The following is a 23,274-nucleotide window of genomic DNA, read 5'->3' as shown; positions in this document are numbered from 1 at the left end:
TCATATCTCTAGAACTAACTAAGCTGTTTTAGGCGCTGCATATCGATAATCCGAATCTGGCTATAATTCCACTCTACAATGCGCTCTTGGATAAAATATTGCAGTTGCTTGTTTAAGGTTTGCCGGGACACATGCAGTAATTCGGCAAATTCCTGCTGGCTCATTTTAAATTGAATGGTTGATTTTTCCTGACCTACTGGTCTTGCCTGTTGACCCAAGGTTATTAAATGACACGCAATTTTTTGCGTCATACTCGCAGTTCGCAGTTTGCAGATAACGGTTTTTCTCCATCAAACTATACATCCGTTCACTCAGTAATTGAATGATCTGCCACATGGCTTGCGGCTGCTGTTGTAATTGTTCCAGAAAAACCTGACCTGAAATTACAGCCACTTCAACTACTTCTACGGCATAAAAATCAAAATTCAGCGGTTTTTGCTGTAAAAATGGCACCAGATTAAATACCGAATACATTTTCACATAATCACTGACTTTAAACTCGCCATCACTGAGCAGCCAGCCAATCTGCATCCGTCCGGACAACAGTACATCGATATCGTCCATTTTTTGCTGATAATGCAAGATCTGTTGCTGTGGTAAAAAACGCAGATATTTCACATGCTGCAATAAGGTTTGATGGGATTGTGCATTGAATGCAGAAAACACTGCATCCTGCCCCAAAATCTGCTGTAATTTTTCTGCGCGACTCAGCATACGAAATTGATGATCTCATTCAAAATTAAAAACCTAATATATAAATACTAGGTTTTTTATATGCTTAAACCAACCAACTTTTAGCGCTATGTATATCTCGAATTTAGATCACTACGATTCTAAATAGCATAAGTCAGTTCACTGAATTATCAGGATGCTTTTTCTAAAATTTGACCATTTTCAAAGGTAAAATTGGAAATGTCCTGTTTCACCACTTTCTTCAAACTCACACTTGGACGACCATCTACACCAACTGGAATATCTCCTTCAATGGTGACACGGCGCACGACTCGAAGGTCGTCACCATAATCATTAATTGCACGGTGCTGGGTAGCACGGTTATCCCAGATGGCAACATCACCTACACTCCAGCGCCAACGTACAATGTTTTCTAAATTCACGGCATAGTCCTGGAATAAATTAAACAGGCGGCGTGAATCCTGGCTGTTATAACCTACAAAGCGTTTAAAGAAGTGCCCCAATAATAATGTCTTCTCACCGCTTTCAGGATGTACCCGAACCAACGGATGCTCTGTTTCATATTCGGTTGAATTGAAGAGTGCACGATATTTTTCTGCATCGATACGCGGGCTTGTGGTTACTTTAGAAGCATAGTCATAGTCATTGCTATGCACTGCCCGTAAACTGTCTGCCAAAACTTTCAGTTCTTCTGGCAGATCGTTATAAGCTGCTGTGGTATTTGCCCAAACCGTATCACCCCCTGCTGCAGGCGCAACTATACTGCGTAAAATGGAAGCTTTTGGATAATCTTCAATAAAGCTAATATCGGTATGCCAGGTATCTGCCCGCCCACCACGTGAATCCAGCTCAAGCACATGTGCTGTGCCACTTTTGACCGGAACGGTTGGATGATTCAAGGGCTTGCCCAATAAAGCGGCAAAGCCTTCCTGTTCATCATCAGTTAAATGCTGTTGGTTTTTAAAGAAAATAGCTTTGTACTTGATTAGAGCATGGTTAATTTCATGGACCGTATCCTGGTCTAAAGTTGAAGACAATTTAACCCCTTCAATTTCCGCACCAATACGCCCGGTAATCGGTTTTACCTAAATATGTTGATATTGATAGTTCGGATCATAGGGTTTAGTTTGAGTTTGGCTCATGGAGATTCCTTATATTTCAATTTTTATTGCAACGTTATGTTGTTGAAATACAGTCTGCCCTGAATAGGCCATAAACACTGTCAAAGCGTTGACAGTGATCAGCATAATACCTGCTGAAGTTTTGAACTTTCCTGATTTAGAATTTTAAGATTAGATTTCTCAACCCTGAAATTATTCAGACAATAAAAAAAATACAAGCTATTAAAAAACATAAAAATGTCAAATTTTTAAAGCGATTTATTGATGATCAAGTCAAAACATCAAGAAAATAATCTGGGGAATAACATGCACCAGAGCTTTGTCGTTTCAGCATTGATGATGTGTTATCTCGATAAAATCATTAAGCATTAATTATTTTTATCTGTACATCAAAATAGCCCCTAAATGGGGGCTATTTATTTGAAAAAGTTATATATAATTGCCTTCACGTTCTGGCTGATACAATACTTTTTCAATTTTCACTTTCATTAAGTGACCATCTGGCTGCGGCCATTCAATTTCCTGACCTTCAGCCAGTCCCAGAATTGCTGCACCGACTGGTGCAAGTACATTCACCTGCCCTTTCTCACCCAGAAAATCATGCGGGTAAACCAGGGTTATCGTAGTTGGTTCATTCGCAGGGGCAATGGTAATTGATACCCGTGCATTCATTGTCACCACATTTGCCGGCATATCATGCGGGGCAACCACTTGAGCACGTGCCAGCTCATCTTCCAGATGCTGCATGGTTGGCGTCAGTTTAGACTGATGCTCAAGCATCGTTTCTAAACGTTCCAGATCTTGTTGTGAAATAATAATAGTGGGTTTAGCCATTTATCTGATTCCTTTGGACGAAAAATGTCATTACAGCAACAGCAAAATATTTATAGCTTTTATAGGGGGATTTATTCTGTTATAGCAGAAATACCAGCTTTGAAAAATATGACTTTTAATATATATAAAAAAAGCCCCCTTGAGGGGGCTTTTCTCAAGTCAGAACTTATTTTGCGTAAACAGGGAATTTAGCGCATACAGTTTCAACTTTCGCTTTTACAGCATTAATTACAGCTTCGTCGCCTTTGCTGTCCAGGATGTCTGCGATCCAGCCAGCAAGTTCACGCACTTCAGTTTCACCGAAACCACGAGTTGTAACAGCTGGGGTACCGATACGGATACCAGAAGTCACGAATGGAGAACGCGGGTCGTTAGGTACAGAGTTTTTGTTCACAGTGATGTGAGCAGCACCTAACCAAGCGTCAGCGTCTTTACCAGTGATGTCTTGCTTGATTAAAGACAACAAGAACAAGTGGTTTTTAGTACCGCCAGAAACTACGTCATAACCACGAGCGATTAATACTTCAGCCATTGCTTGAGCGTTTTTAACCACTTGTTGTTGGTAAGTTTTGTATTCAGGTGCCATTGCTTCTTTAAAGCAGATTGCTTTAGCAGCTACAGCGTGAACCAATGGACCACCCTGGTTACCCGGGAATACAGCTGACTGTAATTTTTTCTCGATTTCTTCGTTTGCTTTTGCAAGGATTAAACCTGAACGCGGACCACGAAGAGTTTTATGCGTAGTCGTAGTCGTTACGTCAGCAATTTGCACTGGGCTTGGGTAAACACCAGCAGCAACCAGACCAGCTACGTGAGCCATGTCTACAAAAAGGTAAGCGCCAACTTTGTCCGCGATGTCACGGAAACGCTGCCAGTCTACAACTTGGCTATAAGCAGAGAAACCAGCCACGATCATGCGTGGTTTGTGTTCTACAGCTAAACGTTCAACTTCTTCGTAATCGATTTCGCCAGTTTCCGGGTTTAAACCGTATTGAACTGCGTTATAAGTTTTACCAGAGAAGCTTACTTTTGCACCGTGAGTCAAGTGACCACCGTGAGCAAGACTCATACCCAAAACTGTGTCGCCCGGGTTAAGAAGAGCTAAGTAAACAGCTGAGTTTGCTTGAGAACCAGCATGCGGTTGAACGTTAGCATAATCAGCACCAAAAAGTTCTTTAGCACGGTCAATTGCCAATTGTTCAATAACGTCTACATATTCACAACCGCCATAATAGCGTTTGCCTGGGTAGCCTTCTGCATATTTGTTAGTGAGTTTTGATCCTTGCGCTTCCATTACTGCTGGTGAGCAATAGTTTTCAGAAGCAATCAACTCGATGTGCGCTTCTTGGCGAGCATCTTCATTAGCGATTGCCTGAGCGATTTCTGGATCAAATTCGGCAATAGAGATATTGGCAAACATTAGCGAGGTCCTATTAAATTAGGGCTTTTAAGCCGTGCTAAGATTGGCGCGTATTGTAGCATGAAGTTTATAAATGTTGAGAATGAACTTTACTCAGTTTTAAATAAAAAAATGCTCATGATTAAAAAACATGAGCATATATAGTCAAAACAAATTACTGAATTGGCATCAGAGATTTTACATCTGCAATAATATTAGGAATATTTAAAGCATAGACCGTTCCATGATCCCATTTCGTTGCAGCTGATTCATCGGTCAAATAACGGATATTGGTGTTTTGTTGTATCGCTGAAGAATAAAGTACGTCAGTCACTTGTTTGGGAACAGTAGGGTCCAGTGATCCCTGATAAATAATCACTGACGTTGAGACTTTAACCTGAAGTGGCTGCGAATCTTTTTCCAAAAAGGTTTTAACTACAGGAATACCCATAAAATTCATTTGAGTACGCGGATAATTATTTATATTGACTGAACCCTCTGTTGCCACGTAATCATCCATCCCTTTAACAAATTCCTGCTCTAACAGATCATAGCAATCAACTTCTGCATTTTTCGCAATATTATCCGTAGGAGACTTAAAAACCTGACTATATTGCAAATCAGGATGAGGATTGCGCAGTCCTGCTGTAATTAATGCAGTAAATGCATCCAAAGATGATAACGTTTTAATTTTTTTATTCAGGTCGGTTTCTTTTTCCGCAGCATTTTCCCCAGCTGTCAAAATAAGCGCAAGGTTAGAAGCTGGAGCGAGAGCCACTGTTCCTTTATAGACCAAGTTAGAGGCGCGTGAAGCATATTGGGCCGCACCTAATGCAGCTTGTCCACCTTGTGAATGTCCTACTGCCATCCACTGGTTGGATGCTTTTATCCCCAAATAATGGCGCGCAGCGACAACCGCATCCGTAATAGAATAGGCCTCGCTTTTTACATTCAAGAAAGGATGGAGCTCATTACCATTTGGTTCTCCCAACCCTTCATAATCAGGAGCAACTACCACATAACCCGCAGTTAAAAGTTGAGCAATCATTGCTTGAATATAGATATTCAATGCATTTCGACTCGGTGCACATTGGTCTGCCACGCCCGTTGTACCATGCGCCCAAACCACAATTGGCCAACCTTTTGCAGGCACAGCCGTTTTCGGTGTAAAGACCAATGCAGTTGCCTGAACTTGTTTAGCATTAATCCCCAACATTTTATAAGTCATCACTACGCTTTCACCCGCCACGCTAGTCATATTTGTTTTGTTATAAACTGTGGGGGTAGAAACGACCGGGTTCTGAATATCATTGACCGGAATTCCATTATTTGGACTATTGAAGACCGAATCACCATTTCCACTTCCACACGCTGTTAAAAGGATGACCGAACTACTGATAAACACCGTTAATAATGTTTTTTTCATTTTTGCATTTCCTTATATCTTTTTATTTTGATGATTTAAGTAATCATGAATACAAACTATTACCTTTATTTAATATTTGAACAATGCGATTTAACATCAAATAAAAAATTTAAAAAGAGACCGAATTCTTATTAATACAAATCAATGATTTTTATAAATTTTATTTTTTTACTTTTACAAATATCAAACACTATTAATTTAACAAAATATGTCTGCTTTTATTTGTCTGATTCCAGGCTTGCGTGGAGTTAGGCTATAGAAGTATTAAAAAAATCGTGAGCAAAGTGGTCACTTCTTATGCGGCACCGATAACTAATCAACAAAACTGACCTATAAAAGCCGTCATCTAAGCGATAGCGTACAGATTAGTGAATTCATTAAACAGAAACCCAAAGGTATGCTTACGATTTCTCAAATAAACATTGATCAACATGACTGGCTATCCTGATATCCATCTCAAGCCTGTATTTCGAGTGATGCTTTCGAAGCAGTGTATTTAACCAGCAGTCCGGTACAGAAATCAGCATGAACAGGGAAAAGAGCCTATTTTCAGTTTGTATCGGTATCTTTGAAAATGTTAAATTGACTCAAACAATCGCAACAGTTATGGATCTGTCATGCAAGCAATTATTCTCGATACCGAAACCCATACTTTAAATGGACAGCCGATTGAGATTGCTTATGCGCCGATCCAAATTCATGACAGCAAACTTTCCTTAGACAAGAGCGAAATTTTCGACCAGCTTTATAGTGTCGATGAACCGATTTCGTATGCAGCCATGGCAGTGCATCATATTCTGGAATCCGAGCTGGTGGGTCAGCCTCACTACACGACTTTCAGCCTTCCACAGGAAACCACGTACATTATTGGTCACAATATTGATTATGATATTCGTGCCATCGAGAAATGCGGTGTAGATACCAGCAAGATCAAAGCGATTTGTACCCTTGCCCTGGCACGTTTAGTCTGGCCGGATGCCGAAGCTCACAATATTTCTGCCCTTATTTATATGATCAGCAAAGGCAGTGAAAAAGCCCGTGAAATGATTAAAAAAGCACATCGTGCCGATATGGATATTATCTTAACCGCCAATATTTTAATGCATGAAATCCATCATTTAAACATTCAAAATATTGAAGAGCTTTATCTGGCATCAGAAGACGCGCGTATTCCTCGAACCATTAATTTTGGCAAGCACCGAGGTACAGCAATAGCAGATTTACCTGCAGACTATATGCAATGGCTGCTGCGTCAGGAAGATCTGGACCCTTATTTGCGCAAGGCTCTAGAGAAAACCAGTATTGTTACCCTGTAATATAATGATTTGTAATATTATTTAATATTCCTGTCATGATTCCCCCCTACAATCAGCTTTAATTTATTGCAACGTAAATTAAAGCATGACTCAATTTCATAAAACTGATTTAGGCATTGAAAGTTTAAAACAGCGTTCAATGAATCTGAATGCTCGTCAGCGCAGACTGTTACTATTGATTGGCACCGATGATTTTGATCTGCTTTCTGAACAATTCAGGCATCGTATCGCGCCACCCGAATTACTCGAACAGTTGCTGGAAATGGGACTGATCGGCCGTGCGGCTAACCCGTCCATTGAAACACCCTTGACATCCGACAACCTAGATACAGAAATTAAAACCAGCCCTGCGCTGCACAGCACTCAACTTAAGGATCACTCTGCCGAAGAAATTTTTGTTCCCAGCATTTCCCCATCTTCAATCACGGATGAAAAAGCTGAGCAGGCATCCTGTCAAAATGAAGTTCAAACAACGCTAGAAATCCTTGATTTTGAACAGGTCAAGCAATTCATGGCTGAACTGCTGCAACGTCATTGCGGTTTAATGGCAAAACAGCTGATTAGCCGTATTCTGTCTGCTGACGATTTACGCAGTTTAAAACAGTGCCAGATGCAATGGATTACCACCTTACAGGAAAGCCGCATTACTCCACAGGAATTAAACCGCTACCTCAATCAGATCAATTTTTCTCTACAGAAGCTTCCAAGCTGATCAAGCTTAAGAGCTTTTTTATGTTTCATTATTTATTTGAGGTCTTAGCCATCTAAAACATATTTATTTTTATACTTATAAAACAATAAGATTCTATTTATTACACAATAACTAGATTAAACAAGAACCCATGGCGTGATTCTAAATACGACCTTAGCTGAATGGTAAAGTATTGCTAAAAACCGCATATATTAACTATTTCAGGGGAATTCACGATGACATCCTTACATTATTTAGAATTTCATCCGGCAGACCATCCCGTATACTTAAAAAAAATAGGTAACTGGGTAATAACATTTTTGAGTCCTAGAGAAGATCTGACCCATATCCAACTTGCGATTACCAGTGTGTTGCCGCGCCAGGTCAGTGAAAACCTGCAACCTGTTCGAATCATTATTGATCAAACAGAAATTGAAAATCGCTGGTTAATCCAGCAAATCATCTGTTATAACAGTGCTCAAGGTAAGGATGAATTATTCAGTTGTAGTGATGCTATTGGAATCAAAGTTATTGAAAACCTGATAGAAGAATTTAATAAATATGACGTCGAACTTAGTTTGATTTAAATATTGCTCTGTAACTCCATGTATTGATTATTTTTAATCATTTTTTTACTTTTTATAAAAACTCACCTTTAATAGTGAGTTTTTATCATACTTTCATTATTCAATAATACGATAAATACTCGTGGAAATACGGCTTTCAAAAAGCAGTTCAATACTTGGACGAATAATTTCACCTTTGACCACGATATGTTCGATCTTTTGAAATAATGAGAGTTTATGCAAAGCTGAATTTTCCGGAATTGTCTGTAATAATGCCTGTACTGCATGAATATTGCTAAATTGGTCTTTAACCTTTATCTCTATTAATTGGCTCATATTATTCCCTGCTCTCTTTATTTAAATAAACTTTTTATAGCATAAATTTTATTTATTCATAATTTAGAGATGTTAGATTTTTTGGCAATGTAATTTTTTATAAACAAATAGATGATATTTCTCTTAAACATGTTGTTTAGAAAACGCTTAATTTTATAATAAATCACCTCGATCAATTTCTTCAATCATCTAAAATAAATTCTAGAATATTGGTTCATTGGAAATTTTTTTAACCCTAAAAATAAGAAAGCCCGCATTACTGCGGGCTTTTATGTTGGAAGGCTAGTGCTGATTTTTTGCTTCAACTCGAAGGTTGCAAGCTCAACAAGCTGTCATTGATCCGTCCAACCACTTTGTAGCGTCTCTCGACCTACTGTATTTTTAATATAAAACTCGAAAATGAAATAGGCAACCCTGCTCAACATTTATACACAACAATTCAAAGAAACTATTATTGTATATTTTATAAATACATGGATAATAGATGCTGTTTTAATATTAGCTTTTATTTAATAGTTTATCTCTGCCATTTTTAGCCCAATGACAGTAAATACGCTCACAGCAACGGATTCTGGGAATCACAATGACGTCTTGTCCTTCAGAATATTTCGGATGTCCAAGCACAATAGTAAAGTCTGTAGAATCAATAAATATAAAATTTCCGGCTTTTCACTTTTAAAATTTCATCTAAATTTTCCCCATATTTCTTAGATTTGATTGGTCAAATTCATACAAAAATGGGTTAAATCATTCCGTATAAAGTACCTAGCAATCCTGCCTACTATTTTGTGAAATTATTTTTTTTCAGCACATTTCGTCCTTGTTTCAGCAAGTCAAATTTCAGTCTGGCTGTTCAATGATTCTTAATGGCTCAACACCAAGTTATATCAGTCATAGTAAGACAACTGCGTCTCAGACAATCATTCTAGCTATTGCAAAAATACAGAAGCCCATATTCCATGGGCTTTTTCATCACGCTGAAGATTGAATATGTTTCAATGCAGTCCTTTAAAAAGGAAAAAACATCCAACGATAAACAGCAATATGGCAAAACATTTTTTCAGCATTTGCGGTGATAATGCATGTGCTGCTTTTGCACCAAATTTTGCTGTAAAGAAACTCATCAGGCTAATGCCTAAAAAAGCATAAATATGTACAAAGCCAATACTATTGGGCACAGCGGTGTGGGCTTTCATACCAAAAATCATAAATCCCAAAGCACCAGCAATTGCAATAGGTAAACCACATGCAGCTGAGGTTCCAACCGCTTTTTGCATGACTACGCCATAATGATTTAAGTAAGGTACAGTTAAGCTGCCACCGCCGATACCAAAAATTGCAGAAGCTACACCAATCCCAGCGCCTGCACCTAATTGTTTAGGCGATGAAGGCAATACTTTATGAGTATCTACCACGTGTCTGGCACCGCTAAACATGGTGTAAGCCACCCAAAGCAAAAATACGCCAACAATCAGCTGAAGATGAATTCCAGAAAGTAATCCTGCAATTCCGGCCCCGACAAAGCCTCCTATCACCATTCCTGGTGCGAGATTTTTAAATACAGGCCATATGACTGCGCCATTCTTATGGTGAGCCATCAATGAGCTGATCGAGGTAACCACAATGGTTGCCAAAGAAGTGCCTAAGGCCAAATGCATAATGACGTCAGGACGATAGTCCATTTGGGTAAAGACAATAAATAAGAGCGGGACAATTGTTCCACCACCGACACCAAAGAGCCCTGCTGCAAATCCGGCAAGCGCCCCAATGGCTAAAAAAATAATAAGTTCCACGATATGCTGACTTTTAAAGAATGGAATATTGAAGCAATGGACGTTTAAGCCGTTTCTAATTGACCGACTTGATGATAAGCGCGGTTAAAATAGACGAGGCTTTCCTCTTGCTGACTTTGTTTAATCGCTAAGACACGACATAAGAAAATGCTGTGTGTACCGACGTTTTGAATATCTTCAATCTGACAATCAAAACTCACCAAAGCATCTTCTAACACAGGTGATCCTGTTTCGAGTGTGGTCCAATCACCAAGTTTGAAGCGATCTTCAGAATTGAATTTGCTTGAGGCAAATGCATTAGAGATGTGTTCATGCTGTGTGCTGAGCACATTGACTGATAGCACTTTATTTTCAATAAAATGTGCATGTGAGCGAGAAGATTGATTCATACAGACCAGCAATGAGGGCGGTGTATCGGTCACACTGCATACGGCTGATGCAGTAAAACCATGCATCCCTGCTGTACCTTGTGTTGTGATTACATTCACAGCAGTCGTCAACAAGGACATTGCATTTCTAAAGTCAGTTGCTTCAATCATCTCTTCTATCTCAAATGTATTTATGACGTACCTAGACTCAAGTATGGCAAATAATCTATGGATCATTCGCCCTGCTCTGATTTAGCCACACTTCGTGTTAAGCACCAAGCTCTTGACGAACAATCGCAGCACCTGCGCTTAATGCTTCAAGTTTGCTGCGAGCGACTTGACGAGATAATGGTGTCATACCGCAGTTGGTTGAAGGATACAGCTTGTCTGCATCAACAAATTGCAATGCTTTACGTAAAGTGTTTGCCACTTCTTCAGGTGTTTCAATGGTATTGGTTGCAACATCAATCGCACCGACCATCACTTTTTTACCGCGAATCAGTTCAATCAGATCCATCGGCACACGTGAGTTTTGGCATTCAAGTGATACGATATCAATTTTAGACTGTTGTAATTTCGGGAAAATTTCTTCGTATTGACGCCATTCTGAACCTAAAGTCTTTTTCCAATCGGTATTGGCTTTAATGCCGTAACCGTAGCAAATGTGTACCGCAGTTTCACATTGCAAACCTTCAAGTGCACGCTCCAAAGTTGCAATGCCCCAATCATTCACTTCATCAAAGAACACATTAAAAGCAGGTTCATCAAACTGGATGATATCGACACCTGCAGCTTCTAATTCCAAAGCTTCTTGATTAAGAATTTTGGCAAATTCCCATGCCAGTTTTTCACGGCTTTTATAGTGCCCATCATACAGCGTATCAATCATGGTCATTGGACCAGGTAACGCCCATTTAATCGGCTGATGGGTTTGACTGCGCAAAAACTTTACATCTTCCACGAACACCGGTTTTTTACGTGATACTGCTCCCACCACTGAAGGCACGCTTGCATCATAACGGTTACGGATTCGAACCGTTTCACGTTTCTCAAAATCGACACCTTCAAGATGTTCAATAAACGTGGTCACAAAGTGCTGGCGGGTTTGTTCACCATCGCTGACAATATCAATGCCTGCTTGCAGTTGTTCATGCAACGACAAACTTAAAGCATCTCGCTTTGCTTCAAGCAATTGTTCACCTTCCAGTTTCCAGAGTGACCAAAGTTTTTCAGGTTCTGCCAGCCAAGAGGGTTTCGGTAAACTGCCCGCAGTTGAAGTCGGTAATAAAATAGCCATGATTAATCTTCTATCTCTATTTCGTTAAATTACGCAGCGTGCTCTTGGCTGACATTGTTGTTTACAGTGAAGTCGGCAGCCCATTGCTCAAGAATGTCTTTATAAGGCTTGATAAAGTTTTCTTCAGTCCATTGACCTTGTTTGACTGCCAGTTGGCCGCGCTCAACACGGTCATAGACAATTTGCGTCAATGAATAATCCTGATAGTTCAAACTTGGCTGATAGACTAAACCTGCGTTCGAGTTGGCATTGTAAATTTCAGGACGGTAAATCTTTTGGAAAGTTTCCATGGTGCTAATCGCACTGATGAGCTCAAAATCGGTGTAGTCACGCAGTAAATCACCGCTAAAGTAGAACGCCAAAGGTGCAACTGCATGAGCAGGCATGAAATAACGCACTCGCAAGCCCATTTTTTTGAAATAGTCATCTGTGCGTGAATATTCATCATTTTTATATTCCACTCCTAATACAGGATGCACATTGGCGGTACGATAATAGGTTTTAGTGGTTGAAACACTGAGGCAAATCACAGGCTGTTTTTTAAACTCTGCTTTAAAGACCTCTGAATTGACTAAATGTTGATAAAGCTTGCCATGCAAATCACCAAAGTTCTCTGGCTTCTCATCTGTTTTACAGCCCAATGCCGGTAATACAACGCTAAAGTCATAATCACGTACATAAGATGAAAAACTGTTACCAATCATGCCTTCAATACGTTCATTGGTTTTATGGTCGGTAATCGTACTTTTTAGCATTTCAATGAATGGAAAAGTCTTGCCGTTGCCTTCAACGTCTAGTTCTGCAGAGATGATATCGATTTCAAGTGAATAGCGATCTCCTTTCGGATTATCAATAGCTGCCAAGCTATTAAAACGGTTGTTGATCATCACTAAAGTTCTGCGCAGATTCTCTTGACGGCTTTCACCGCGTGCTAAATTGGCAAAATTCGTAGTCAGACGTGTGCTGTCTGCTGGCTGATAGTTTTCATCAAAACGAATGCGTTTAATTGAACATGCAAACTCTTTACTCATGGTGATCCGCTACCCTAATTTTTGAGATAAAACCAAAATTTCTGAATGGAATAATTTATACGCGAATCACTAGATGAATAAAAATGATTTAACCTAATCAAAAGATGAGTAAAATTCATGTTTATATATTCTTTGCTCGTCTATCGTTTGATGAGGATGAACCTGCTCTAATTTATCCTTTAAAAAATTGAATATTCAAAACCTAATAAATCTATAAATAATAAATACTTGTTTATTGTTATTATTAATTTTTTGAGTAAAAATGCTGAATGAGATGCAGAAAATATCCAAAAACAAATATGATATAAAAATATGCATCCAAGACTTTATGTGAATTTATCTCATCTTAAAATTAGAAAATATCAAGATATTCACTTTGCCTAATGCTATCTAAATAGCTTGATATCAGGGTTAGATACTCACCCTATCGCTATATCAAACAAACTTGGATATCAAAAACTGACTCTCGTAAAAAGTCATGAATAAGATGCAACAATATTAATTTCAAAGCTTAAACAGCTAACTATCGAATATTAGGCTGATTAAGCCATCTTCATCGTCGAAAATTTTGGTTCAGTGAGTAAGTTCATAAAACTTATGAAGTGGGATTTAACTGAACATGAGTTAAATCGCATATCCAAGACTGTGACCTATATAGACTTTACCCCAGGAATCCCAGCCCTCCTTGTTCCGCCGTTCCATTCAGCATAATTATGCCGATTTGCTGAAAATTGCGGATGATTCAGGCATGGCAATAGGCTTGACCGACCATCAGGGTACCTTGTTATGGACATGGAGTAGCTCAGCCATGCTCTCTTCGGCTGAACAGGTTCATTTTGTTGAAGGCGGACATTGGTCCACTCAGGCCGTTGGAACCAATGCCATCGGGCTGACATTGAACAGCCATACCTCCAGCTCTGTTTACTCGCATGAAAATCAAATGGATAGCGTCCGTGACTGGGTATGCTATGCAGCCCCCATTTTAGATCCGTACTCTGGCCAGTTTCATGGCATTATTAACCTTTCAACCAAATATAAAAAACATACGCCGCTTGGCTTGCTTGCGGTAGAGCGCTGTGCAGATTTGGTACAGCGTGCCATCCAGTTTGAACAAAAAAATGTCCTGTATATTCAAGCGCTGGGCACGCCGTGGATTCAGTTTAATCAGCATGTTTTAAGCCTGACTCACCGGCAGATTGAGATTCTGTGTATTTTGGTCTTGCATCCATACGGCATCAGTCTAGACGAACTGCATTATGCCTTGTATGGTGAACGTGATGTCAGTATCAAGACCCTTAAAGCTGAACTTTCCCAACTGCGTAACCTGCTGCCCAATTGTATTGAACCGCGTATTTACAAATTGAGCTGTGAAATTCAATGCGACTTTTTACGGGCAGAACAATCGTTGAATGCGGGTCTTTTTGCCAGTACTTTCAATTTGTATAAAGGAAGTTTTTTAAGCAAATCCGAAAGTCCATTTTTAACTATCTGGCGCAATAGTTTTGATGCACGACTGAGCCAGTTAATTTACCAAATGCAGGATATCGACCAGTTGCTGCGGATTATTGGTCGTGCCCCTGAGCGGATAGATGCCGTACAGCGCCTGCTGGAACTGTTGCCGCAAGACAGCCCACATCGAAACCTGTTTTTAAAGTTTCTTTAGTCTGTGTACTGAATTATTAATGGAGAGTAAAACCAGCATCAGTGACTTTATTGCATATCCCCTGAAGCTGAATGATTTTATGATTCACTGATGTCGAGATACCATTCAAAGATGATATCTGCCTGATTTGATCTAATAATTCAGTGCGACAACAGCAAAGCCAGCTTTGAAAGCTGTATAGTCAAGCCCTTCACATTAATGATAGATTTTTATTATAAATTTAAATACACTTGTGAATTATCTAAAAATCTTTATTTTAAAAAATAATATAGAGCAATAACCAAAAAAAAAAATTTTAACTCAATAATTTAATTAAAGATTAAAATCATTTAATGTCCATTAAATATTCATAAAAACCATAATAAGTAAATCTTTAATTACAAAAATTATGGATAAATAACTTTATATTTAATACATTTTTCATATATAAAAAAGCATACTAAATTTATGGTTTTAAAACCGTTTGCACATCATATTAATTAAACGAGGGGCTAATAATGCAAAATAACAAACGTTATGGGTTAGATGCACAGCAATCCCATCTTTGGATTATCGGGGGCGGTATTGCTGGTATGGCAGCAGCGGCCTTTGCAATCCGTGATGCGAAAATACCTGCAAAAAATATTCATATTTTGGAAGAGCTGGATATTTCGGGTGGATCAATGGACGGCGGCCCTACTCCCAATGCTGCACAGGCATGGGTCACACGGGGGGGACGCATGCTGACCGATGAAACCTACTTATGCCTTTGGGATTTATTTTCCAGTATTCCCTCTTTGGAAAACCCTGAAATTTCCGTACGCGAAGAATGCCGTGAGTTTAATGAACAGGTGAAAACACATGCCCAAGCGCGTTTAATTGATGCGCAGCATGTCATTGCCGATGCCGCAAAACTAGGCCTCAATACCCTACACCGTGCGCAAATGCTGCGCTTGTTGGCGTCTAAAGAAGAGAAAATCGGTAGTCGCCGTATTGATGAATTTTTTGATGAGACATTTTTTGAAACCAACTTCTGGCGTATGTGGCGCACGACATTCGCCTTTCAAAAATGGCATAGCGCCGCCGAACTACGCCGCTATTTTTTGCGCTTCATTCAAGAGCTGCCACGCATTCATACGCTCGCAGGGGTAAAGCGCACCAAATACAATCAATATGATTCGATGATTCTGCCGCTACAACGCTGGCTGGTGGCGCAAGGTGTCGATGTGCGCTTTGGCAATTATGTAACAGATGCAGACTTCATGACAGATGCAGACACGCAAGAGCGCCGTGCTACACGCCTGTATGTCAAACTGCCTGAAGGCACAGAACAGATTGAGCTGAAAGCGCATGACTTGGCTATTTTCACCCTAGGTTCGATTACTGCAGATTCTCGCTATGGCGGCAAGGATGATGTACCTGCATTAATTCGTGACCGCTTGGATCATGGCTGGACATTGTGGGATACATTAGCTAAAAAGGCACCGGATTTTGGCCGTCCCATGACCTTTTATGGCAATGTCGATGAACATAAATGGGAGTCTTTTACCCTGACCATGAAAGATGAGGTACTGTTAAAACGCATCATTGACTATACCGGTAATGAGCCGGGTACAGGTGCACTGATGACTTGGTTTGAGTCTGGCTGGCATTTATCTATTGTTGTTCCAGCACAGCCGCATTTTGCCGATTTGCCTGAAGGCGTGTACACCCTTTGGGGCTACGGTTTCCAAATTGACCATACAGGCGATTACATCAAAAAGCCCATGTCACAAGCGACAGGCAAAGAGATTTTAACGGAACTGGTCAAGCAGCTCGGTTTTGATGACATTTTAGACCATGTGCTGCAAAGCACCGACATTACCACTGCCATGATGCCCTATGCATCTGCCTTGTTCGCCTGCCGTAAACCTGGCGATCGCCCTTTAGTCATCCCTCAAGGCTCGCAAAACTTTGCATTCTTAGGCCAGTTTGTGGAAATTGAAGAGGATGTGGTCTTTACCGTGGAATATTCAGTACGTGGTGCCATGATTGCCATTTACGAGTTTTTTGGCGTAGAACGTGAAATTCCTGACATTTATAATGGCCTGCTTGACCCTAAAGTTGGCTTAAAGGCGTTGGAAACCGTTTTTCATTAATTTTCCGTTCATTCTAAATGCATGCGGAAGCATGCAGCATGAGAGCACTTTCGGGTGCTCTTTTTTGCTCCAGATAAATCATCAACATTCCGCTATCAGCGGCTGTATGCAGGCTTATCATGGTTTTGATGCTCCCCCTTCTTGAACTGTTTGCCTTGCTGATTGAACTCGCGCAGGCAGATGCCAATTACCCCTGCATTGCGTGTGCATTTTGGCTTTACTGAAGATCTGCTGTTGAGCCAGAATGACGATTTTAAAGCGTTATGGCTGCAACGTATCATGGCTGCAACATATCAGCAAAGGTGAAACAGTTTACAATATCTGGTGAGAAGACGGTAAAGAGTCCATTGAACAATTCAGCACGCATCTTGCACAATTGAAAGACGGGACTGTGGTACTGAATGGCAAAAAATACTATACCACCGGCAGCCTATATGCTGACTGGATGGATGTCTAAATTACGGATCTGGAGGGCCTCTCAGCCTGCATACTGATTCCGTGTGATGCTACAGGTGTAACCATCATTGACGATTGGAACGGCTTTGGTCAGGTTTAGTTCTGGAAACTAAGATAGAAAATAAGATTTAAAAATATCTGAAATACATGAATTAAAATAAAGCTGAGATTATATTTTTCGAGCCTTTCAATAGAGTAAAACCGCATTGATATGCGGTTTTATTTAAATCTTTTAAATCATAATTTATGCTGCAATTTCCTGCTTTTTAGCTGCCGGACTGTTGCCGATCTGCCAAACATAGGGCAAGGGTGCCTGATTCACTACCCAGTCACCAATGACTTTCTTTTTATAGATCAGTGGATTATGAGAAGACACAACACGGGCATTGCGCCAGAAGCGGTCCAGCTGCTTTTCGGTGGTGCTGGCAGAGGCCCCCAGTGCATTGAACAGCTCTGTAGTTAAATTCAGCACCAGCTCTGAAATAACCACCTGTCCTTGTGAAGACTCCAGTTCAGCACGCTCATTTGCCTGCTGATCAGCCGCCGCATCATTCTGAAAATGACTGATATAGGCACCATCCAGTGCTTCAGCAGTACTCAAAGCAATCGCTTCAGCCGCATAAGCCTGTGCAGACGCTTTGCCAATCACTTGCAGGATTTGTGCATCGTCGCGTACCAAATCCGCATTGCCATGACTGAAAATACGGGTGCGCTTGCGTACTTCTTGAGTAAATGCTTCTACAGCACTTTGTGCAATACCGGCCAAGGTTGCTAAATGCACCACTTGATAAAAAGCAGTTTGGTATTTAAAGCGTTCTTCAAATGGCAAAATATGATCACGGCTGATGTCAACCTGCTGAATGGTCAAAGTACCACTGCCTGTGGTTTTTTGGCCAAAACCGTTCCAGTCATCCACCACTTGAATGCCTGGCACTTGAGTCGACACCGCAGCAATCACATGCTGATTCGTGGTTTCATCCCAGGCAAATAAGTCGATCCAATCGGCAAAGATGGTTCCAGTGGAATAGTATTTCTGGCCATTCACCACCAGCTGGCCCTGTGGATTTTCAGTGACACGGGTCACCACATCGCCAATTTCAACTTTGCCGATTTCCGTCCAGGCATTTCCCACGATTTCACCCTGTACAAAGCGCTGAAACCAGAGGTCTTGAGATTGAGTTTTATGGGCAGTTAAGCGATCTTCGACAAAGGCAAAATGGCCGCGTAACGCTTGAGCTACATTTGAATCGGCTTTTGCCAGTTCAATCAGTAGTTGAAATAGCTGTTTCTGCGATACACCGTCACCGCCAAAAGCAGTGGGTACGCGAATCGCACCGAAACCAGCTTGTTTCAGCCATTGAATTGGCTCATACGGGAGTGTACGAGTCTTTTCACGCTCCAGCGCACCGTCTGCAATTCGTTGAAAAATCGGGCGGAATTTAGCAGCAACCTGTTGGTAATCTGCACCCAGAGATAAGTTTTGATTGGCTTGAAGAGTCATAATATTTTTCCTTTTAGCTCCATGCGTGACGCGGTGGCGGAACATCATTCAGGTAATAATTCCCGACGATATTAAATTTCCAGCGCACAGGGTCATGTAAAGTATGTGTGCGTGCATTGCGCCAGTGACGGTCTAGGTTCAATTCAGAAAGTGTTGAGCGTGTGCCAGACAGTTCAAACAGCTTATTGGCAGCCAACAGGGCAATTTCAGTGGTCAGTACCTTCGATTCGGCCGTAATTAACGTCGCTTCAGATACTGTCTCTTCCGTCGGGTTTTCCAAAGCATGGTCAATCGCTTCACCGGCTAAAGCCAGAACTGCTTCGGCCGCACGCAGCTTGATTTTTAATTCACCGATATTGGCAATGGTGTACGGGTCTTGCACGGCCTGTTCCAGACCAGAGTCAATCCACGGACGTGCATGCTGGCGTACATAAGCAATGGTTTCGTTAATTGCACCGCGCGCAATACCCGCATCAATAGCAGACTGGATAAATTGTGAAATTGCTCCTGCTGCCGTAGGACGTTCAAATGCCTGATAGATCGGCACAACATATTTCAGATCGACTTGTACATTGTCTAGAAGTACTGAACCACTCACAGTGGTACGCTGGCCAAAACCACTCCAGTCATTAACAATGGTTAAACCCGGTGTATGCTGTGGCACCAGTGCTGCAAATGGCTTGCCTTCATCACTGACCGCAACCACAGGAATCCAGTGTGCCAGCAGTGCACCAGTAGCAAAGAATTTCTGGCCGTTAATCACCGCATGGTCATCCTTGAACTCGATTTTGGTGCTCAGATCTGCCACTGTTTTTGAGCCTTTTTCTGAAAAGGCATTGCCAAAACGCTGTCCTTTTAGCACCTGGTCAAAGAAGAATGCCTGCTGTTCTGAACTGGCATCCAGACGGATATGTTCCAAAAAGGCCCAATGGTTCTGTGCTATTTGACCCAATGAGGAATCTGCACTGGAAATAATTTTTACCACTTCTGCAAGGGTTTTATAGCTAACCCCTGCACCACCAAACTGCTTTGGAATCGTAATTCCCCACAGGCCTGAAGCTGAGTACTGCTGTACTTCCTGCAAAGGCAGAAGGCGTTCATGATCACGTTTGGACGCCTCTTTGGCAAAAACAGCCGCCAGCTGCTGCGCCACTTCAATTGCTTCTTCATCTGACTGTATAACATGTGCCAATTGGTCATGTTGATAAAAATCTTTTGGAATATTGTCTGCATGTTTCAGATTTATTTCAATTTTGGATGTCATTATAAAATGCTCTAGTTACCCTATATATAATGGATAAAAGCTAACATTATTTTTAAAGACTATTTATAATTTAATAAGCGAAACAAATCATTTTAATTAAAATGTTATGTAGTATTTATTCTTAGAATTTCATATTTTCATATAAAGGATAACAAGAAACAATAGACTTCTTTAATGGATCATTTTTTACTCATTTTCATGTTGTAAATTCCAGCGATTAAATTAAATCTAAAATCGAGTATTTTCCCTTTATTTCGATAACATTTAGCAAAGATAAAGAAGAACCTGATTGTCTAAGCTTCACTTGGGTGATCTGCCTTCAGACGGGATAGGCTTCTGTAATTGATCAAGTATTAAATAAAAAGCTGACCAGGAGATAACCGTGTATCACTTGAACTGAGGGTCAGAAAAATTTTTATATCCATATATATCATCCATAGATGATGTATAAATCCTACAAGATTTTCTGTAAAGACAATCACCAAAAAGTTGTATGGTTTTGCTTTATGAAAGAGGTCCAATTACTAAATACTTTATTTTCCTAAACAGGTATTGTGATAAATATTGATATTTTTCTTATTAAAAGTCTCAATATTTTTTTATTAAAATTATTAAAAATTTTAATATTACTGTAGACAAGTATGACCAAGAAAATTAGATTTAATGCCTTCGAAATGAACTGTATTGCCCATCAATCTCCGGGCTTATGGCGGCATCCGCTCGATCGTTCGACTGAATACAAAGACTTGGAATACTGGACAGACTTAGCACAAATTTTGGAACGCGGTAAATTTGACGGTATCTTTATTGCCGATGTGCTGGGTATTTATGATGTCTATCACCAGTCAGCTGAACATGCGCTGACAGGTGCGGTGCAAGTTCCAGTGAATGACCCTCTACAAATCGTTCCTGCGATGGCTGCTGTAACCAAACACCTAGGCTTTGGGGTGACAACTTCCATCTCATGTGAGCACCCTTACCCCTTTGCGCGCCGCATGAGCACACTGGATCATTTAACCAAAGGCCGCGCCGGCTGGAACATCGTAACTTCCTATTTAGAAAGTGGTTCCAAAAACCTCGGACTGAAAACACAGGTTAGCCATGACAACCGTTATGACATTGCCGATGAATACTTGGAAGTCCTGTATAAACTTTGGGAAGGTTCTTGGGAACAGGATGCGGTGCTGCGTGACAAGGAAAAAGGCATTTTTGCTGATCACACGAAAGTGCATCCCATTGAACATCAGGGCGAATATTTTACTGTGCCCGGCATTCATATCTGTGAACCGTCTCCACAGCGCACCCCCGTGCTTTATCAAGCTGGTGCCTCTAGTCGCGGTCAAAAGTTTGCCAGCCAAAATGCAGAATGTGTATTCATTTCTGCACCGACCAAAGCCGCAGTAAAAAAACTGGTTGAGGGAATCCGCAGTAAACTGCTCGAAGAAGGCCGTGATCCTCATTCAATTCTGATCTATACCATGCTTTCAATTGTGGTCGATGAAACCGATGAGAAAGCACAATTGAAATTTAAAGAATACCAGCAATATGGCAGCTATCATGGTGGATTAACACTGGCTTCAGGCTGGTCAGGTGTAGACTTCTCGAAATTCCAGGCAGAGGATCAAGTAGAATACATCCATACCAATGCCATTCAGTCCATGCTGGATTCCTATGTCAAAGCCGACCCAGATAAAGTTTGGACGATTGAAGAGATTGCTAAGTTTATCAGTGTGGGCGGCAATGGTCCGGTAATTATCGGTTCAGCCTCAACAGTGGCAGACCGTTTGCAAGAATGGGTACAAGATACCGATATTGACGGCTTCAACCTGGCCTACATTTTGGCACATCAAACCTTTGAAGATGTGGTTGAGTTTGTAGTCCCGGAACTTCAGCGCCGTGGTGTATATCAAACTGAATATACTGAAGGGACATTACGTGAAAAACTGTTTGGCCACGGACCGTTGCTTCCAGAGAATCACCGTGGTGCAAGCTTCCGTTATCCAGCTCAACACCTTCAACCGACAGAGGCTTTAAAAAGAGCTTAATGTCTTTATTCGCATAACGGCAAAGTTCACGTTCTATACTCCCGGCATGAAAATAGAAAATCCATCTGGCGTCTCAGGTTGTTTGTCTATTGCTTTAATCCAGAATATCAACAGGATGGCTGTTCCGGAACAGCCTCGATGAACATATTATAAAACTTCGATTCAATAACCCGACCGCAACATGAATATAAGTCTACACATTACAGTTGGATAGTGGATGATACTCTACTTAAACCTGGCGTTGGCTTACCCATATTGCGGTATTTTCAATGGTTTTTTTCAGATCGGTTGCTGGAATATTCCAAGTCCGATCTAACTGTTTAAATGTATTTAAATCCAGTGTTTCGGTTCTTAAGAAATTTAACATTTCTGTTGATAAATCTATTTTTTTTTGCCAACCACTTCCATTGCAGTAGATATTTTAGCAACTGGATAGAAATAAAATGTCGAGGACAATTGACCTGCAATTGCGCTGAAATGATTTCGACAAGTTTTTGAAAACAAATTTGCTCTTGGCTGGCAATCAAGATTTCCTGACCTGTCGTTTGGTCATCCTTGGATGCTTTAATCATTGAATTTACCAACATGTTGACAGACACCAAAGGTAAATAAAGCAGCAGTATTAAACAGATAATCGACGGTTTTTAATTGCTGCCAGTCATACTCAGAAATCCCTAAATCAGTTTGTGTAACATTACCTTGCATACAGATTAATTTTGTACAGTCAGCACCGGATGAATTTAACCAGTCCCGTAATTGAGCTTCTTGCTGACGGAGATTGCGACACATGGCAAACACTTGATAATTTTCTTTGAGTAATTGTGCCGTTAAAAATTTACCGATAAATCCTGTTGCCCCAATCACCCATGCTGTTTGGTTTAAGCCTTGCATAGAATGGCACTCTGTTGATTGATTCATGCTTAAGATAAAGTATGAACTACACTCTAGGGTCAAGTGTTTTTATACAGAAGATGTGGAGATTATGATGCTAGTCGGAGAATTAGCACAACACACCAATCTCAGTCGGGATACCATCCGATTTTATGAAAAACTGCAATTAATTAAACCACTTATTAGAAGCAATGGTTATAAGGATTATACTGAACAAAGCTTACAGCAACTCAAACTGATTCAAAGCGCTAAAAAATTAGATTTTACCCTGACGGAAATTAAACAAAGATACCCTATAGCATACAAATCCAATTACATTCCATCGCTATTAAGGCTATCACCAGCTGAATACACTGAAGCTAAATTACTGTCTGATTTAGAATCAGCTCCGGATTACTATAAAAATAGTTTTGAGATTAGACTCTCGGAATTAAGACCACCGATTAGTTACAGGTGAACCTATGGA

At 40.5% G+C, this 23,274-nt stretch carries 22 protein-coding genes and 2 pseudogenes; 9 read left to right on the top strand and 15 right to left on the bottom strand.

What is annotated here, in order from left to right; genetic code table 11:
- Positions 1-14: 14 nt before the first annotated feature.
- The 4 genes from B9T38_RS01135 to rnk form a co-directional block, all read right to left on the bottom strand.
- Positions 15-251, bottom strand: a complete 237-nt coding sequence (locus B9T38_RS01135; RefSeq protein WP_086195025.1) for a helix-turn-helix domain-containing protein — start codon at positions 249-251, stop codon at positions 15-17.
- Positions 166-714 carry a cyclic nucleotide-binding domain-containing protein gene (locus B9T38_RS01130; RefSeq protein WP_086195024.1) on the bottom strand — a complete coding sequence of 183 codons (549 nt, stop codon included), beginning with the start codon at positions 712-714 and terminating at the stop codon, positions 166-168. The genes B9T38_RS01135 and B9T38_RS01130 overlap by 86 nt, the downstream gene beginning before the upstream one ends.
- 149 nt (positions 715-863) lie before the next feature.
- Positions 864-1,769 (bottom strand): TauD/TfdA dioxygenase family protein, encoded by a 906-nt coding sequence (locus B9T38_RS01125; RefSeq protein WP_286086725.1) that lies wholly within the window; start codon positions 1,767-1,769, stop codon positions 864-866.
- Positions 1,770-2,243: 474 nt separating this feature from the next.
- Positions 2,244-2,648, bottom strand: a complete 405-nt coding sequence (gene rnk, locus B9T38_RS01120) for a nucleoside diphosphate kinase regulator (RefSeq protein WP_086195023.1) — start codon at positions 2,646-2,648, stop codon at positions 2,244-2,246.
- Positions 2,649-2,672: 24 nt separating this feature from the next.
- Between rnk and B9T38_RS16685 the strand changes: the two genes are divergently transcribed.
- Positions 2,673-2,840, top strand: coding sequence for a hypothetical protein (locus B9T38_RS16685; RefSeq protein ID WP_171263132.1), 168 nt, complete (start codon positions 2,673-2,675; stop codon positions 2,838-2,840).
- On the opposite strand, the gene glyA is transcribed toward B9T38_RS16685, so the two are convergent.
- Together glyA and B9T38_RS01105 are read right to left on the bottom strand one after the other, a co-directional pair.
- Positions 2,815-4,068, bottom strand: coding sequence for a serine hydroxymethyltransferase (gene glyA, locus B9T38_RS01115; protein WP_086195022.1), 1,254 nt, complete (start codon positions 4,066-4,068; stop codon positions 2,815-2,817). The two genes, B9T38_RS16685 and glyA, sit on opposite strands and share 26 nt — an antisense overlap.
- 154 nt (positions 4,069-4,222) lie before the next feature.
- The gene (locus tag B9T38_RS01105; protein ID WP_086195021.1) at positions 4,223-5,473 is read right to left on the bottom strand and encodes an alpha/beta hydrolase; all 1,251 of its coding nucleotides are present in this window, start codon (positions 5,471-5,473) and stop codon (positions 4,223-4,225) included.
- Positions 5,474-6,090: 617 nt separating this feature from the next.
- Between B9T38_RS01105 and B9T38_RS01100 the strand changes: the two genes are divergently transcribed.
- The 3 genes from B9T38_RS01100 to B9T38_RS01090 all read left to right on the top strand — a co-directional run bounded on the left by B9T38_RS01100 (position 6,091) and on the right by B9T38_RS01090 (position 8,067).
- The gene (locus B9T38_RS01100) at positions 6,091-6,789 is read left to right on the top strand and encodes a putative quorum-sensing-regulated virulence factor (RefSeq protein ID WP_086195020.1); all 699 of its coding nucleotides are present in this window, start codon (positions 6,091-6,093) and stop codon (positions 6,787-6,789) included.
- Positions 6,790-6,874: 85 nt separating this feature from the next.
- Positions 6,875-7,501, top strand: coding sequence for a hypothetical protein (locus tag B9T38_RS01095; protein ID WP_086195019.1), 627 nt, complete (start codon positions 6,875-6,877; stop codon positions 7,499-7,501).
- A gap of 215 nt (positions 7,502-7,716) precedes the next feature.
- Positions 7,717-8,067, top strand: a complete 351-nt coding sequence (locus B9T38_RS01090; RefSeq protein WP_086195018.1) for a hypothetical protein — start codon at positions 7,717-7,719, stop codon at positions 8,065-8,067.
- A gap of 96 nt (positions 8,068-8,163) precedes the next feature.
- Here the strand turns inward: B9T38_RS01090 and B9T38_RS01085 are convergent, their stop codons facing one another.
- The 5 genes from B9T38_RS01085 to B9T38_RS01065 all read right to left on the bottom strand — a co-directional run bounded on the left by B9T38_RS01085 (position 8,164) and on the right by B9T38_RS01065 (position 12,871).
- Positions 8,164-8,382, bottom strand: a complete 219-nt coding sequence (locus B9T38_RS01085; RefSeq protein ID WP_086195017.1) for a hypothetical protein — start codon at positions 8,380-8,382, stop codon at positions 8,164-8,166.
- Positions 8,383-9,377: 995 nt separating this feature from the next.
- Positions 9,378-10,175: a sulfite exporter TauE/SafE family protein gene (locus B9T38_RS01080; protein ID WP_086195016.1), complete on the bottom strand. Its 798-nt coding sequence runs from the start codon at positions 10,173-10,175 to the stop codon at positions 9,378-9,380.
- A 44-nt stretch (positions 10,176-10,219) separates the two neighbouring features.
- A complete protein-coding gene (locus B9T38_RS01075; RefSeq protein ID WP_086195015.1) occupies positions 10,220-10,714 on the bottom strand; it encodes a flavin reductase family protein in 495 nt (164 codons plus the stop codon).
- Positions 10,715-10,811: 97 nt separating this feature from the next.
- Entirely contained in the window at positions 10,812-11,840 is a 1,029-nt protein-coding gene (locus tag B9T38_RS01070; protein ID WP_086195014.1) for a methionine synthase, read from the bottom strand.
- 29 nt (positions 11,841-11,869) lie between these two features.
- Positions 11,870-12,871 (bottom strand): DUF1852 domain-containing protein, encoded by a 1,002-nt coding sequence (locus B9T38_RS01065; protein WP_086195013.1) that lies wholly within the window; start codon positions 12,869-12,871, stop codon positions 11,870-11,872.
- A gap of 661 nt (positions 12,872-13,532) precedes the next feature.
- Between B9T38_RS01065 and B9T38_RS01060 the strand changes: the two are divergent.
- From B9T38_RS01060 to B9T38_RS16915, 3 genes and pseudogenes are all read left to right on the top strand, one after another.
- Positions 13,533-14,534 (top strand): annotated as a pseudogene (locus B9T38_RS01060) (winged helix-turn-helix domain-containing protein); the annotation flags it as partial.
- A 497-nt stretch (positions 14,535-15,031) separates the two neighbouring features.
- Entirely contained in the window at positions 15,032-16,651 is a 1,620-nt protein-coding gene (locus B9T38_RS01055; protein WP_086195011.1) for an oleate hydratase, read from the top strand.
- 109 nt (positions 16,652-16,760) lie between these two features.
- Positions 16,761-17,201, top strand: a pseudogene (locus B9T38_RS16915) (acyl-CoA dehydrogenase family protein); the annotation flags it as partial.
- 150 nt (positions 17,202-17,351) lie between these two features.
- Here the strand turns inward: B9T38_RS16915 and B9T38_RS01050 are convergent.
- Both B9T38_RS01050 and B9T38_RS01045 read right to left on the bottom strand, forming a co-directional pair.
- Positions 17,352-18,608, bottom strand: a complete 1,257-nt coding sequence (locus tag B9T38_RS01050) for an acyl-CoA dehydrogenase family protein (protein WP_086195010.1) — start codon at positions 18,606-18,608, stop codon at positions 17,352-17,354.
- 13 nt (positions 18,609-18,621) lie between these two features.
- Positions 18,622-19,872: an SfnB family sulfur acquisition oxidoreductase gene (locus B9T38_RS01045; protein WP_086195009.1), complete on the bottom strand. Its 1,251-nt coding sequence runs from the start codon at positions 19,870-19,872 to the stop codon at positions 18,622-18,624.
- Positions 19,873-20,513: 641 nt separating this feature from the next.
- Here B9T38_RS01045 and B9T38_RS01040 point away from each other — a divergent pair.
- Positions 20,514-21,917 (top strand): LLM class flavin-dependent oxidoreductase, encoded by a 1,404-nt coding sequence (locus tag B9T38_RS01040; protein ID WP_086195008.1) that lies wholly within the window; start codon positions 20,514-20,516, stop codon positions 21,915-21,917.
- Between the two features lie 229 nt (positions 21,918-22,146).
- Here B9T38_RS01040 and B9T38_RS17115 read toward each other — a convergent pair whose 3' ends face one another.
- Both B9T38_RS17115 and B9T38_RS17110 read right to left on the bottom strand, forming a co-directional pair.
- Positions 22,147-22,284, bottom strand: coding sequence for a hypothetical protein (locus B9T38_RS17115; protein ID WP_353615842.1), 138 nt, complete (start codon positions 22,282-22,284; stop codon positions 22,147-22,149).
- A gap of 197 nt (positions 22,285-22,481) precedes the next feature.
- On the bottom strand, positions 22,482-22,835 hold the full coding sequence (locus B9T38_RS17110) for an SDR family oxidoreductase (protein WP_353615841.1): 354 nt from the start codon (positions 22,833-22,835) through the stop codon (positions 22,482-22,484).
- A gap of 67 nt (positions 22,836-22,902) precedes the next feature.
- Between B9T38_RS17110 and B9T38_RS01030 the strand changes: the two genes are divergently transcribed.
- Positions 22,903-23,265 (top strand): MerR family transcriptional regulator, encoded by a 363-nt coding sequence (locus B9T38_RS01030; RefSeq protein WP_086195138.1) that lies wholly within the window; start codon positions 22,903-22,905, stop codon positions 23,263-23,265.
- Positions 23,266-23,274: the final 9 nt, after the last annotated feature.

The organism is Acinetobacter sp. ANC 4218, assembly GCF_002135245.1.
Classification (GTDB): Bacteria; Pseudomonadota; Gammaproteobacteria; order Pseudomonadales; family Moraxellaceae; genus Acinetobacter.
The sequence above is the reverse complement of the archived record's forward strand: the minus strand, read 5'-3'. Positions and strand labels throughout refer to the sequence as shown.

What these genes read in the sequence shown, in the direction of transcription:
- B9T38_RS01040 (WP_086195008.1), top strand. Translation starts at nt 20,514, where the DNA reads ATGACCAAGAAAATTAGATTTAATGCCTTCGAAATGAACTGTATTGCC.
- B9T38_RS17115 (WP_353615842.1), bottom strand. Translation starts at nt 22,284, where the DNA reads ATGTTAAATTTCTTAAGAACCGAAACACTGGATTTAAATACATTTAAA.
- B9T38_RS01105 (WP_086195021.1), bottom strand. Translation starts at nt 5,473, where the DNA reads ATGAAAAAAACATTATTAACGGTGTTTATCAGTAGTTCGGTCATCCTT.
- B9T38_RS01070 (WP_086195014.1), bottom strand. Translation starts at nt 11,840, where the DNA reads ATGGCTATTTTATTACCGACTTCAACTGCGGGCAGTTTACCGAAACCC.
- B9T38_RS01135 (WP_086195025.1), bottom strand. Translation starts at nt 251, where the DNA reads ATGACGCAAAAAATTGCGTGTCATTTAATAACCTTGGGTCAACAGGCA.
- B9T38_RS01030 (WP_086195138.1), top strand. Translation starts at nt 22,903, where the DNA reads ATGCTAGTCGGAGAATTAGCACAACACACCAATCTCAGTCGGGATACC.
- B9T38_RS17110 (WP_353615841.1), bottom strand. Translation starts at nt 22,835, where the DNA reads ATGAATCAATCAACAGAGTGCCATTCTATGCAAGGCTTAAACCAAACA.
- B9T38_RS01075 (WP_086195015.1), bottom strand. Translation starts at nt 10,714, where the DNA reads ATGATTGAAGCAACTGACTTTAGAAATGCAATGTCCTTGTTGACGACT.
- B9T38_RS01045 (WP_086195009.1), bottom strand. Translation starts at nt 19,872, where the DNA reads ATGACATCCAAAATTGAAATAAATCTGAAACATGCAGACAATATTCCA.
- B9T38_RS01055 (WP_086195011.1), top strand. Translation starts at nt 15,032, where the DNA reads ATGCAAAATAACAAACGTTATGGGTTAGATGCACAGCAATCCCATCTT.
- B9T38_RS01065 (WP_086195013.1), bottom strand. Translation starts at nt 12,871, where the DNA reads ATGAGTAAAGAGTTTGCATGTTCAATTAAACGCATTCGTTTTGATGAA.
- B9T38_RS01130 (WP_086195024.1), bottom strand. Translation starts at nt 714, where the DNA reads ATGCTGAGTCGCGCAGAAAAATTACAGCAGATTTTGGGGCAGGATGCA.
- B9T38_RS01090 (WP_086195018.1), top strand. Translation starts at nt 7,717, where the DNA reads ATGACATCCTTACATTATTTAGAATTTCATCCGGCAGACCATCCCGTA.
- B9T38_RS01085 (WP_086195017.1), bottom strand. Translation starts at nt 8,382, where the DNA reads ATGAGCCAATTAATAGAGATAAAGGTTAAAGACCAATTTAGCAATATT.
- B9T38_RS01095 (WP_086195019.1), top strand. Translation starts at nt 6,875, where the DNA reads ATGACTCAATTTCATAAAACTGATTTAGGCATTGAAAGTTTAAAACAG.
- B9T38_RS01100 (WP_086195020.1), top strand. Translation starts at nt 6,091, where the DNA reads ATGCAAGCAATTATTCTCGATACCGAAACCCATACTTTAAATGGACAG.
- glyA (WP_086195022.1), bottom strand. Translation starts at nt 4,068, where the DNA reads ATGTTTGCCAATATCTCTATTGCCGAATTTGATCCAGAAATCGCTCAG.
- B9T38_RS01050 (WP_086195010.1), bottom strand. Translation starts at nt 18,608, where the DNA reads ATGACTCTTCAAGCCAATCAAAACTTATCTCTGGGTGCAGATTACCAA.
- rnk (WP_086195023.1), bottom strand. Translation starts at nt 2,648, where the DNA reads ATGGCTAAACCCACTATTATTATTTCACAACAAGATCTGGAACGTTTA.
- B9T38_RS16685 (WP_171263132.1), top strand. Translation starts at nt 2,673, where the DNA reads ATGTCATTACAGCAACAGCAAAATATTTATAGCTTTTATAGGGGGATT.